Origin of the sequence: uncultured Acinetobacter sp. (assembly GCF_947624825.1) — a bacterium.
In the GTDB taxonomy this organism is placed as follows: domain Bacteria; phylum Pseudomonadota; class Gammaproteobacteria; order Pseudomonadales; family Moraxellaceae; genus Acinetobacter.
In genome coordinates this window covers 18473-31857 of record NZ_CANQLZ010000003.1, presented here as the reverse complement: position 1 = coordinate 31857, position 13385 = coordinate 18473, and the positions used below count along the sequence as shown (strand labels likewise).

Genomic DNA, 13385 nt, shown 5'->3' with positions numbered 1-13385 from the left:
ACCTCATCAACGTCATGACCATCAATTCCGCTGAAGCTGAAAAAACACCTCAAACTGTGTTTAATGTTTATCAGTGCATTAAGATCTTAGGTTTAAAGGTAAGAAGTTATTTTTAAATGGTTTAACCGCATTATCTTTTAACCATTCATAATAATCTACTTGTGCTTTTGCAACAGGATAAGCCATAAAACCAATCCCTGGACCCGCGTTTACTTCAAATATCGCAATATTTCCCGCCTGATCAATACCTAAATCTAAACCCAACGAATCCAAGCGCCATGCATATTTTTTTTGAAAAGCCAATGGAAAAACTTTAAATAAATAATTCACTTTTTTTAAAATTTCTTCGGCATGTTGTGTGTAAAACTGCTCCAAAAAAAGTTTCTCTCGGGTGGTAATCAGCGCACCTTGCATACCATTGGTAATATCAATATCGGTATTGATATTAATATACGGGAAAAACTTAATCAGTTGCCATTGACCCTTGGTGCCTCGGTTAATTTGCAGTCTAAAAACTGTATTTAAGCCATTATTGGTAAAGCTTTTAAAATATGGGCTTAAGGTATAACTCTTGTTTAGAATCTTAGTGGACAAAAATGTGCTGAGTTCTTCTTGTGTGTAGAAAAACGCTTCATCTAAGAATTTAACATGATATTGGTCGGCAGTTTTTTCAACCGTATAAATTCCTTTGCCTTGGTTACTTGAGTTTGGTTTTAAAATAATTTTATTATATTTTTCAATTGAATTCAGAATATCTATTTCTACATTACATTCTTGGACTTCAATCAAAAACTCTTGAAGCTCTGCAATTGTACTTAATTTTGCTTCAACTTGTTTTTTGGTGCCAATACGATTAGATGTAAATGGAATGATTTCAGCGAGTTTAAGATAAACTTCTTTATCTTCAGCTTTGACAGCTAAACGATTTTGAATCACATCAGGAAAAGAAAATGTTTTTTCAATAATTTTACCGTGCTCAATGGTTTTACCTAAAATCGTCTGAGATGTAAAACAGACATCTTTGGCAGTAAATACATAAGCTTGATGATTGCGATTTTGAGCAACTTGAATAAAGATTTCTTCAACATCTGTCAAAACTTTATTTGGTTTGAGTACACCAAATATTGCCATTTCTTTTCTCCGATATCAATAAGTTAAAGTGTTAAGGGGCTTAGATCCATTTCTAAAAGCAAATGCTTTTTCTTCTCGAATTCTTCTAAAAATACCTCGATATTGGTAATATCTAGATCTTGTATGTCACTAAAATCATATTTCCACCATTGAGTTTGTAAGATTTTTTCTATGGTGGTTTGATCAAAACGATATTTAATAATTTTTGCTGGATTGCCACCGACAATAGCAAATGGAGGCACATCCTTGGTGACCACAGCATCAGCTGCAATCACAGCTCCAATCCCAATATGCAAATTTGCTTTTAGGGTTGCTCTAGAACCAATCCATACATCATGATCGATTACCAATTGATTACCATGAATATTCGGTAATCTTCTTGGATGCTGTGACTTATTTTTTTCATCTAGATATTTTTGGTAAATAATAAAATTTCGATCATACGTAGTGGCTGAGGTCGTGAGCCATTCATGCGGATGTCGCAATCCCATGACTTTAATATCTGTGGCTATAGAACAATATCGCCCTACTTTTGTACTCATAGGAAAGGTAGACCAACTATAAGAAAAGGCGCCCATTTCCCATAGATTACGACCCACTAAAAAAGCACAATACGGCTCGATACGAATGCCGTCTTGATAATGAATGGGGTCATCAGTTTTAAAGCGATCTTTTCCAGTTCTGGTAAAGTAAATCGAATGATTGACAAAGTGATCTTTAAGTTCAGAAAAGTTTTTTATCATATGACTTACTCATGAAAATAAATACGATAAGAGACTGTGTTCTTGTCGTTTATATACAATGATAAATTGCTGTATGTGTGCTTTAAATTTTTGTGTTTTCTATCGGTTAACATAAGCATTTTTCATGTCTTCAATCCTTTGAAAAAGTCTATGAATTATATACAAGGCATGCTTAATAAATAAAGAAAATATTTGAAAGTTTTACTCAATGATTTTTCATGTTTTATACAAAAGAATATATAAATATTTAATTGAATTATCCCCTATATCTATCTAAATTTTTTACGCTATTTTTTGTTGTGCATAAAAGGATTATATCGGCAATCTTGGCTTAACAGCATTTAAGTTCTTTGGAAAATATGTCAACAAATCCTATAATTTAGCTTAAATTAAACTACATGATTTTCAATATGAAAAACACCAATTGGCTTGGCAGTACAAATTCAGGCCTTAGAATCGCTCTTTTGAGAGCAATCAAATAAAAATAATATCAGTAGCAGATTGCAAAATTTTGTGATGAGGATGCAAAGCCTTCATTTTATATATGATCGAAATGAGAGCAACCAGCTTGGTTATAAAATCGTTTGTTGGACAAGAGTTAGATTATATGATTCATAAACAAATGTTTATGCACCTTGATGCTCTTGTCCCCAAACTGCCATTTGTACCATGAGTTTTTCAAGTTTACGCCCTGAATCGGTAAGATCATACATTGCAGTGATACGACCAGACTCAGGATCAATCATTTCAGTTTTATGCACCACATTATTTAATTCTAACTCTTTAAGCTCTTTAGAAATCATGCGTGGGGTAATGCCTTGCAGTAAGTGTTCAATTTCATTAAAACGGCGCGGCTGTTTAATCATGGTGGCGACAATTGCCAATTGCCAATTGCCAATTGCCAATTTCCATTTGCCATTAATCACATTCATGGCATTTTTTAGAGCAACGATAAACTTGATATTGCACTGATCATCTTCACTCAAAGTTGCAGTATTTTGCGCCATAAAGTCACTCATATTTTTGTCCTAGCTTGCGTTGACTGTAGTGATTGATCCCAATATTGACACTATACAAGAGTATAGTGAACATCTGCTGTGCCTGCGGTATAAATTTAGACAAGCAAACAAGATACATAGGACAGCCACATGATTTTAGTTACAGGTGCCACAGGAAATCTAGGACAACACGTTGTCAAACAATTACAACAGCATTTAGCTTTGAATGAATTTGCCGTTCTAGCACGCAGCGAACAAAAAGCTGCAGCATATGTTAAACAAGGGATTCAAGTTGTCTATGCTGATTTTAATCAACCTGAAACCCTACAGGCGGCATTTCAAAATATTGATAAATTGTTGCTCATTTCTACCATGGAACACAATCGCTTTGAACAGCATAAAAATGTGATTAATGCTGCAAAAAGTGTAGGTGTAAAACACATTCTATATACAGGGTTGTCGATTCAAAATATTGAAACATCTGCGGTAAAAGATTTAATGATCAGCCATTTTTAAACCGAAAATTATTTAAAAAACAGCGGACTGAGCTATACCCTATTGCGTAACACTATGTATGCCGAGGCTATTCCACAAATTATTGGTGAACGTGCAATCACGACTGGATTGGCGCTTCAAGCAGGCCAAGACAAAGTGTCTTATGCCACGCATGCAGAACTTGGTGAAGCAGCTGCAAACGCATTAATGCAAGATGGGCATGAAAATAAAACCTATGAGCTTGTCGGTAGTCGTGCTTATCGCTATCAAGATATTACAATGCTGTTATCTCAAATGTCCAAGCAAGATGTGAACTATACCCAACTTGATGCAACTGCATACCGAGCCTTACTGCAAGAGATTGGATTAGCTGAATTTTTGATTTATTTAACACATGGCACGGTTGCTGACATTCAACGGCATCAATATGAAGTTAAAAGTCACGATTTAGAAATGTTGTTGGGTCGTGCAACGGCGCCACTCGAAGATTATTTAAAAACGCTGTATACCAAATCTATTTAACATTATAAGAAGATAACAATGAAACTACTTGGAGCATTAAACTGGCGTTATGCAACCAAACAAATGACCGGTGAAAAATTAGATCAAGCCGATGTTGATCAGATTTTAGAAGCAGCGCGCCTTGCTCCAACTTCGGCAGGTTTACAACCATTTCATATTATTTCAATCAGCAATCAAGCTTTAAAACAACAGATCGCACCAATTGCACTACATCAGCCTCAGATTACTCAGTCCTCGCATCTATTGGTGTTTGCAGCATGGGATACAATTACAAATGAGCAGATTGATCAACGCTACAACACCATGAATGCAGAGCGTAATTTACCACTCGATACCACGATGGATGTGGTGCAAAATCTAAAAGATTTATTTGCAGGTTTTACAACTGAACAGCAACATCATCACACCGCAAAGCAAGCACATATTGGTTTTGCCATGGCAATTGCTGCTGCAGCAGAATTAGGGATTGATACCACCCCAATGGAGGGCTTTGATAAAGATGGGCTTGACGATTTTTTAGGCTTGAAAGAAAAAGGACTGAAATCTGTGGTGCTGCTTGCACTAGGCCGACGCAATGCCGAGCAAGATTGGTTAATCGGGCTTAAAAAATTCCGTATCCCTCGTGAAGAGTTTGTGAGGGATTTGAACTGAATCGATCATTCATAAAGTAAAAAGACCGCTATAGCGGTCTTTTTATTGAACGAGTTTAATTCGATTGGTCTAAGTGCTCATGCAAAATCCGTCTTAATTCCAAAATCGTTTCGGATTTGGCATGGATTGAATGCCCACCTTGAAATACCTGTTCTGATTGTTCTTGCTGTAAATGTGAGCTTGTATACGGCACAATCCCATCAGACATAGCACTCGGCAGATTGGTTTTTTTACACTGCCCATGATTGAATGATAAGGCAGATTGGCTTTTGGCATTACTTGATGGGTCAGTTGCATAAAACGTGAATTAGGGCTTAAATCATCTGGTCCATTTTGGATTAAACCTTGTGTGCTGGTGCTGCCCGTTAATTCAATATTCACTTGATCAAAAAAAGAGGTGGGCAGTTTGACCAATTTCTTGGCCCACTCCACATACCAACGATCCGTTAAATCACTGCCTCGATGTGGTGCTGCAACAAAAATAGCGCGGCTAAAAGGTAAATCATTTTTAAAGTCAAAGCGTTGCTTAATAATAGGGTTTTGCTGCAAACGGATATATTGTTCATAATTCATCAATGGAATCGCCTGCTTAGAAATATCTATATCACTCACCAATAAACGGCTAATAATTCCACCCATACTATGTCCAATTAAAACAGCATCTTGATTGGAAGCAGAACCCTGTTCAGTTTGTGCAAAGGCTTGCTTTAATACAGCCTGAATCTGAAAACGACTTTCAAAAATTGGCATATTGGTTGAATAAGACACCATCCATACTTGATAATTGGCTCGAAGTGTAGGATCACCTAAAATATTATTGGTCAAGTTCATCCATGTTTCAGGACTACTTGCTAAACCATGCACCAAAACCACAATTTTTTTATTCGCTTGATAAGGCTCTAACATATAAAGGTGTGGCATACGCAATGTTCCTGCTCGATCAAGTAAACTTAGATAACCAAATTTACCCAGCTGATTTTGTGCCAACCAGTAAGCAAACGGGGCTGTGTAGTTTGCTGTTAGGGTATAGCTCTGCCCGTTAATTTGACCAGTTTTATATTGATATGGATGATAAAGATCAATCTTAAGGGGAGTCTTTGAGCTTAAGATTTGCTCAGCAGTTGCATCTTGTAGTATAGGTTGAACCGTAGCCGTCACAGACAAATATTTTGGCTCATGAATACGTGGATTGTCTTGGGTGGCATAATGAGTAAGTGGATCTAAAATAAAATCATTGGCAATAGGTGCTTGATCTTTTTTCACCACAATAAATTCTGCACCTAAACCATCTTGACGATTTACCTTGTCAAAACCAGAAAAATTCAACACATAACTCGATTGCAAATCTTGAATGGTCAAGTCTTTTAAAGCCGGATAAAAAGAGGTATTAATATGATAATCTTGCGCACCTACACGAAATGTTGCGGGCACTTGAGCACTTGGATGGGCTTGATACTTGAATGTGATTAATTTGGACAATGAATAATTATAAAAGGTTCTCACTTGCATCTGACGCAGATCAAAAGTGTGCTGTTTGGGATCTAAGCCAGATTTAAATAAATACAAATAGCTATACTTCAAACTCAAATCATAAGCTTGGGCAATTTGCTCACGATCTTTACCAAGCAAGCGTTTTTTTTCAAGCTGCTGTGCATGGGCTAAATATAATTCACTTAATGTACTATAGCGTTCATGAGGTGCAATCACTTGACGCGCCAAAACATGGGCACTACACGTGGCAATATCACTTAAACACGTACTTGGGGTATAGGATAAAAGCTTGAGTAAACTGATGCTATCTGCACTTAAATATTGACTATTAATAATGTCTTGCGTACGTGCTTGTATGGTTTGATCAATCTTACGTTCTTGGATACTCACCATCTGACAACCACTTAATAGCATAAACACCAGCCCCAAAGCGACGCATAAGCGTTGCTGTCTTTTGCTTAATAATGCTTTGATCATTGCTGCTTTGCTCTTACCCTGAAGGCTGTATTTTAACTTTTATTACCGTACTTGACGCGCCGAATTGAGTCTATTGAGGTGAGATTGTGTAAGCACACATCCTTTGTTACTTTTTTTTAGATCAAATTTGAGGCGTACACTTACAAACAGAGCTTTTATGTTTTGTTGGTCATATAGGTTAAGGTGTTGCTAGATTCACCTTAAATCATTTGCGTTCATATTTTTCAATATCATGATTCAAATCGCTATTCATGTTTATACACATGCTTTATGGCTGATTTTTTAAAAATGCTTAAAATAAAAGTGCTAATACTCAGTTTCGATGTAAACACTATATTGGCTACAATACGCTTTGAACGAAGAGCTAAATATAAAAAAGAGTAAATCATGCATACTTATTTTAAAATAGATCCTTTGTGAGGCAGGCAATACTTGTTTGGTATGGCATTTAAAACACTTGATGACGTAATAACCTCTATGACAATTGAGTCCACACTGATCCAAGAGATGTTTCTAGACCTTGATCAAGTATGGTGCTTTAAAGAGCATCATCATAAGACATGAATACGACTCAAATACTAATTGAATTGAAAATTTATGTGATTTATTGGATACCCATATACTTAATATGGTTTTAACTTGAAAAGATTGTGACATATAGCATGGCTATGAAAAAGACCGCCAAAGCGGTCTTTTTTTATTGTGTTTTAGGCCACTGGCGCCAAGGTAAACAATATCTGACCTGTTTTCACGGTTTGCCCTTTTTCAATGGTAATCGCTTCAACTTTCATACGTTCAGGCGCAAGAATGGGAATCTCAATTTTCATTGCTTCAATGACTGCCAAAGTTGTACCTTCTTCCACAATATCCCCTGACTGACATTCAATTTTCCAAATTGAACCCGGCATATGCGATTCTACTGCACAACCACCTTCAGGTACTTCAATCCCTTCCCCATCATCTAAAGCATCTAAGCTTTCAGACACATATTCTGCAAGTCCTGCCTCATGCCAGCGACGACGTTCTGCATCAAAGTTGGCTTGTTGCACAGATTTAAATGCAGAAATCGATGCTTGGTTTTCAGTTAAGAAGTGGTTGTACTCTTTTAAGTTCAACACGCCTTCTTCAATACGCAGTTTTAAGCGACCTGCTTTAAAATCCTCACGCATGTGCATGAGTTCAGTTTCAGAGACTTCATAAAACTTAATTTGGTCAAAGAAGCGCAATAACCACGGTTTGCCTTGCTCAAAGTCAGCATTTTTGCGGTAACGTGACCACATTTGCGTAGTACGACCCACAAACTGATAACCGCACGGACCTTCCATACCATAGACACACATATATGCACCACCAATACCCACGGCATTCTCAGGTGTCCATGTACGTGCAGGGTTATATTTGGTGGTGACTAAACGCTGACGTGGATCAAGTGGGGTTGCGACAGGCGCACCGAGATAAACATCGCCCAAACCCATAACCAAATAACGTGCGTCATACACCACGTCTTTCACGGCTTGCTTATCTTTTAAGCCATTAATACGACGGATAAATTCAATATTATCAGGACACCATGGTGCGTCGCTTCGCACAGTTTGCATATAACGTTCGGTTGCCAATTGGGTTTGTGAATCTTCCCAAGCGAGTGGCAAATACACAGTACGAGATGGCACTTGCATTTGCGTCACATCAGGCAGTTCAGCTTCAGCGACTTGCAATAAGCGCAGTAAATCCAATTGATCGAGCTTGATCGAATCAAAATGAATTTGTAGAGAACGAATACCCGGTGTTAGGTCGATAATGCCCTGAATATTTTGCTTTTGAACCCATTGCATCAGTGCATGAATACGGAAACGTAAGTTTAGATCAAGCACCAACTCTCCATATTCCACCAACATGTAGTTGTTGCCAGCAGGACGGTACACCACATCAGGCGCACCATTTTCACCTTTTAATACATGCAACACGGCATTTTTTAAGGTTGCAAGTTCAGGATAGAACGACTCATCAAATGCCACAGTTTGTGTATCTGATGCTTCTAGTTGCGCATGATATTTTTCATTGAGCACTTTGGCTTGGGTGTAGCTCACAGGCACAAATTTAACTTTGTCACCGGCTTTCAATTGACCCAACTTCCACAGTTCAGAGTGAATCACCACTGCAGGACAGACAAAGCCACCCAAACTTGGACCATCTGGACCAAGAATAATCGGCATATCACCGGTGAAGTCAATCGCACCAATGGCATAGGCATTGTCGTGAATATTGGATGGATGCAGACCTGCTTCACCGCCGTCGATACGTGCCCATTCAGGTTTTGGCCCGATTAAACGAATACCAGTACGGCTTGAGTTAAAGTGAATCTCAAAGCTATTGGCAAAGAAAGTATCAATATCATTTTTGGTAAAGAAATCAGGCGCACCATGTGGGCCGTACATCACCGCAATTTCCCATTCATGGCTAAATGACGGTACTTGTTCAGGTGCAAGCGTTTTCACTTCATCGGAGCTAAATGCAGTAATTGGAAGCATATCGCCAATCAATAAGTTGCGCCCTGCATGACCACCAAACTGACCTAAGGTAAAGGTCGCTTGTGAGCCGAGATATTCAGGCACATTCAAACCGCTTTTAATACCAATATAGGTACGGCAACCTGTCGCGATTTTGCCACATTTTAGCACCTGACCTTTACGCACATTCACGGTCTGCCACATCGGTACAGTTTCACCATCCAAAGTCGATAGCATATCGCCACCGGCAAGCACGATTTGGCTGTCACAATGGAATTTTAATGTTGGACCTTGTAGCGTACATTCGAGCCCTGCAGTGTTATAGGCATTGCCAAGTAACTGGTTTGCGACATTTAAAGACAATGGATCAATCGCACCTGATGGTGGCACACCGACATCCCAGTAGCCCAAACGACCTGTGACGTCTTGCACAGCAGTTTGAATACCGGCTTGTAAAACTTCAACCTTTTGGGTTTTCCACTCAAAAGTATTTAGGAAACGTGTGGTTTGTGTCCCTGCTTTAAACACTTCACCATCCACGATGTTTTGTAGATATTCAAGATTGGTTTCAATCCCTGCAACTGAGGTTTTCGCCAAAGTATCCGTCATGGCTTGAATGGCAGAAGCACGATCGTTTGCTGTCACAATAATTTTAGCAATCATCGGGTCATAGAATGACGATACATTTGAGCCTGTTTCTACCCATGTTTCAGTACGGGCATTGGCATCAAACTCAACATGTGTCAGTAAGCCTGCACTCGGTTGGAAGTTTTTAATTGGATCTTCAGCGTATAAACGCACTTGAATCGAATGACCTTTGGATTCGAGTTTTTCAATTGGTGCAGTCCAATCACCGCTAGCCAATGTCACCATCCATTCCACCAAATCCACACCAAAGACTTGCTCGGTCACGCCATGTTCGACTTGTAGACGGGTGTTCACTTCCAAGAAATAGAATTCTTGTGTGTCGGTATCCATCACGAATTCAACCGTACCGGCAGAACGGTAATTCACCGACTGCATCAGTTGAATGGCAACATTTTGGATATAAGCACGTTGCGTATCATTGATATGCGGTGCTGGGGTTTCCTCAATCACTTTTTGGTTACGACGTTGTACCGAACAATCACGCTCACCCAGTGCAATCACTTGACCTTGGCCATCACCAAAAACTTGCACTTCGATGTGACGGGCATTTTCCACGAATTTCTCGAGGTACAAACCTGCATCTTTAAAGTTGGCTTGCGCTAAATAAGACACCGTTGTGTATGCATCTTTCAGCTCTGTTTCGTTCCAAACCAAACGCATTCCAATACCACCACCACCGGCCGTACTTTTCAGCATCACAGGATAGCCAATACGATTGGCCTCAAACAGTGCTTCAACTTCATCGGCTAAGAGCTGACTACCCGGAAGTAACGGTACATTGGCTTGAATCGCAAGTTCACGTGCCGTGTGCTTTAAGCCAAACTCTCGCATTTGTGTTGAATTTGGCCCAATAAAAGCAATACCCTGTGATTCACACAAGTCGCAGAATTCAGCATTTTCAGACAAGAAGCCATAACCCGGATGGATCGCTTGCGCACCGGTTTGTTTGGCCACTTCTAAAATTTTATCGACATTTAAATAGCTTTGACTGGCTGGTGCTTCACCGATATACACCGCTTCATCGGCCAAAGTCACATGGAGTGAATCACGATCGGCTTCTGAATACACCGCAACCGATTGGATACCTAATTTTTTTAATGTACGAATAACACGACACGCAATTGCACCACGGTTGGCGATTAATACTTTATTGAACATGTTATGCGTCCTCGCCTTCACGGATGATCAATTGAATTTTAGTTGGGTTATAGGCATTACATGGGTTATTCAGCTGTGGGCAGTTGGAGATCAACACAATCAAATCCATCTCGGCTTTAATTTCCACATATTTACCTGGTGCAGAAATACCATCATCAAACTTTAAATGTCCTTCACTTGTAACTGGCACATTCATAAAGAAGTTAATGTTTGGACCAATGTGACGCACGTTTAGACCGTGCTTTTTCGCAATTGGATGTTGTGACAGTGCAATCATGAAATTGTTACGACAACTGTGCATTGGAAATTTGTCATGTGAATAACGAACGGTGTTGCTCTCACATGAACATGCACCACCTAAAGTGTCATGATGACCACAATTGTCATCATGAATGGTGGCAATTTTATTGCCAAAATTGGTGTATAAAGCTGTGCCTTTTTCTAAATAAATCTGCTGATTGATTGCCAATGTATCAGTTGCGCTATAACGCTCTTCAGGGTTATGTGCCGAGATAAAGAGCGTATCAACCGCTTGGTTGCCCTCTAAGTCTACAATACGGAAATACTGCCCTTTTTTGACTTCGCACATCCATGCTTCACCAGCAGGACAGACTTCGCTTAAAACCGATTTTTCTAATTTAACAAGTGCTGTCATGATCATTCCCCCCAATTAAGCGCTTAATGCGTAGTAGCGATTATTGTTTTGGAATGCACGCTGATTTTGCGGGCATGAATCACGACATACATCGTAATCAAATAAAGGTAATGCTTTAAACAGTGAAAGCTGAACTTCGGCAGGTGCATATTCCGTGCTGTTATCTAAGGCATGTGGTGCAGATGATAAAAACACCAAGCAATCCATTTCAAAGCGTAATTCAATCACTTGATCGGTATTGTCAGAGACCACATAGCTCAAGTTGCCATTGTCATTTGGTTGGACTTTAGAAAAGAGATTTAAAGTGCTGCTTAAATCCGTTGCAGATAAGCCAAATTTGGTCATCTCAAGCAGTAAAGAGTCTTTGCCACTTCTGTACATGTCATTACGCGCATCTTGGAAGGTTTGCGTGCCAAATTGTTTTTCGATTTGTTGTACGGTGCTTGGTGCGCAGAATGCATCATTCCAACCGTGGTCATCTTTGACAATGGAAACCATCGCTCGACCAAGATCAGATGCAAGGATATGCCCTGTACTTAAAAATGCCGTATGTTGCCCTTTTAAGCTGTCTGGCATGTTGTAGCGTTCGAATTTATCTTCACTGTTTACACAGTACAGCGCCACATTGGCATTTTGACCTAAGGACTTGAGTTGTAGTACTGCGCCACGCTGAATACGTGCTGACCAGTGATGTCCACCCGGTAAATGTTCAGTCCAGAGGACGTGATCTTCGTGATAGTTTATTGTGCTCATGCATCTGCCCCAATTTGTTAACGGTTTACCTCCCGGGCTTTTATCCCTCCGTGTAGCTTGAGCTTTAAACTTAAGCCGTGAACTCTCGGTCTCGGACCTTTATGATATTTCACATAAATCGGAACCCTAGATCACTTTATGATGGTATGAGTAGATGCAAAGGCTGTGCCAATTTGGTATTACTTTTTTTTGTTTTTATCACACTAAAAAACCACAAATTCAAAAATATTTTGTTCAATTTTGGCGCAGCATGCGCCAAAAAAGACACATGTAAGCGTCAATAGTCCGCATGTTAGCGCTTTGTAATTTAAGCAGCGCAGTTGCCTTAAGTACTGTTATAACAAGATTTCTATTTTTTAATAATAAGACCTGTCTTTATGATGCAAAGCCCCTGTCAGGCTGTCTCAAATTTTTTAGATACTCTGTCAAAACAGGTGCACTACGTGCTCTATTTAGATATCGATGGCACTTTAGCTGAATTTCAGCTTGATCCTAAAGATAGCTTTATTCCGTCACACACCTTAGAGCTTTTAAATGGCTTAATTACCTTAGACATTCCAGTAATTTTGCTCACGGGTCGCTGTTTAACAGAAGCGCAAAAACTTGCGCAAGGGTTGAAATTAGATATTGCCGCAAGCCATGGTCTAGATATTTATTTAAATCAAAAAAGAGAGGCTCCAAATTTAGACCTTGCTGTTATTCAAGATTTACAACAGCGTGTTACTCAAGCCTGTAAAGGAATGGCATTGCGTCTAGAATATAAAGATTACGCTATTGCCCTACATTACCGTGAATATCCGCAATCAGCGCATTGTGTAGAACAAATTGCACAGAAACTTGTGCACGGTTTTCCTGATTTTTATTTAAAAAAAGGACAATATGTCTGGGAAATTGCCCCTAAAGCGGCCAACAAAGGACATGCGATACAACGTATACAACATGCTTTAGCACTTCAACACGCTCATCCTATCTTTATTGGCGATGATGTAACCGATGAAGATGGCTTTGCAATGGTCAACTCACTTGGTGGAAGCAGCATTAAAGTGGGACAAGGTGAAACGCAAGCCTCCTATCGTGTACACAACATCCAACAATGCACAGATTTTTTAGCGCAATTTACAGCAAAAATAATTCAAATAAAAATGGAAAAATAACA

General features: G+C 39.2%; 11 protein-coding genes and 1 riboswitch. Of the genes, 4 read left to right on the top strand and 7 right to left on the bottom strand.

The genetic code is table 11. The features are described from left to right. Positions 1–78: 78 nt before the first annotated feature. The 3 genes from Q0017_RS01540 to Q0017_RS01530 form a co-directional block, all read right to left on the bottom strand. Positions 79–1131 carry a YheC/YheD family protein gene (locus Q0017_RS01540; protein ID WP_298141945.1) on the bottom strand — a complete coding sequence of 351 codons (1053 nt, stop codon included), beginning with the start codon at positions 1129–1131 and terminating at the stop codon, positions 79–81. 23 nt (positions 1132–1154) lie between these two features. Then, positions 1155–1874, bottom strand: a complete 720-nt coding sequence (locus Q0017_RS01535; protein ID WP_298141943.1) for a CatB-related O-acetyltransferase — start codon at positions 1872–1874, stop codon at positions 1155–1157. Positions 1875–2500: 626 nt separating this feature from the next. Next, positions 2501–2893: a helix-turn-helix domain-containing protein gene (locus Q0017_RS01530; protein WP_298141941.1), complete on the bottom strand. Its 393-nt coding sequence runs from the start codon at positions 2891–2893 to the stop codon at positions 2501–2503. 129 nt (positions 2894–3022) lie between these two features. Between Q0017_RS01530 and Q0017_RS01525 the strand changes: the two genes are divergently transcribed. From Q0017_RS01525 to Q0017_RS01515, 3 genes are read left to right on the top strand one after another with little or no spacing between them, the layout of a single operon-like run. Beyond that, positions 3023–3388, top strand: coding sequence for an NAD(P)H-binding protein (locus tag Q0017_RS01525; RefSeq protein ID WP_298141939.1), 366 nt, complete (start codon positions 3023–3025; stop codon positions 3386–3388). Positions 3389–3442: 54 nt separating this feature from the next. Continuing rightward, the gene (locus Q0017_RS01520) at positions 3443–3889 is read left to right on the top strand and encodes a hypothetical protein (RefSeq protein WP_298141937.1); all 447 of its coding nucleotides are present in this window, start codon (positions 3443–3445) and stop codon (positions 3887–3889) included. A gap of 18 nt (positions 3890–3907) precedes the next feature. Beyond that, a complete protein-coding gene (locus tag Q0017_RS01515) occupies positions 3908–4540 on the top strand; it encodes a nitroreductase family protein (RefSeq protein ID WP_298141935.1) in 633 nt (210 codons plus the stop codon). A 93-nt stretch (positions 4541–4633) separates the two neighbouring features. Here the strand turns inward: Q0017_RS01515 and Q0017_RS01510 are convergent, their stop codons facing one another. The 4 genes from Q0017_RS01510 to Q0017_RS01495 form a co-directional block, all read right to left on the bottom strand. Beyond that, on the bottom strand, positions 4634–6508 hold the full coding sequence (locus tag Q0017_RS01510) for an alpha/beta fold hydrolase (RefSeq protein WP_298141933.1): 1875 nt from the start codon (positions 6506–6508) through the stop codon (positions 4634–4636). A 707-nt stretch (positions 6509–7215) separates the two neighbouring features. After that, on the bottom strand, positions 7216–10821 hold the full coding sequence (gene uca, locus Q0017_RS01505) for an urea carboxylase (protein ID WP_298141931.1): 3606 nt from the start codon (positions 10819–10821) through the stop codon (positions 7216–7218). Position 10822: 1 nt separating this feature from the next. Next, positions 10823–11476, bottom strand: coding sequence for an urea amidolyase associated protein UAAP2 (locus tag Q0017_RS01500; protein WP_298141930.1), 654 nt, complete (start codon positions 11474–11476; stop codon positions 10823–10825). 15 nt (positions 11477–11491) lie between these two features. Then, entirely contained in the window at positions 11492–12229 is a 738-nt protein-coding gene (locus Q0017_RS01495) for an urea amidolyase associated protein UAAP1 (RefSeq protein ID WP_298141928.1), read from the bottom strand. Between the two features lie 27 nt (positions 12230–12256). After that, a riboswitch (guanidine-I (ykkC/yxkD leader) is annotated at positions 12257–12370 on the bottom strand. A 302-nt stretch (positions 12371–12672) separates the two neighbouring features. On the opposite strand from Q0017_RS01495, the gene otsB reads away from it, so the two are divergent. Further along, positions 12673–13383 carry a trehalose-phosphatase gene (gene otsB, locus Q0017_RS01490; protein WP_298141926.1) on the top strand — a complete coding sequence of 237 codons (711 nt, stop codon included), beginning with the start codon at positions 12673–12675 and terminating at the stop codon, positions 13381–13383. The last annotated feature ends 2 nt before the right edge of the window (positions 13384–13385 follow it).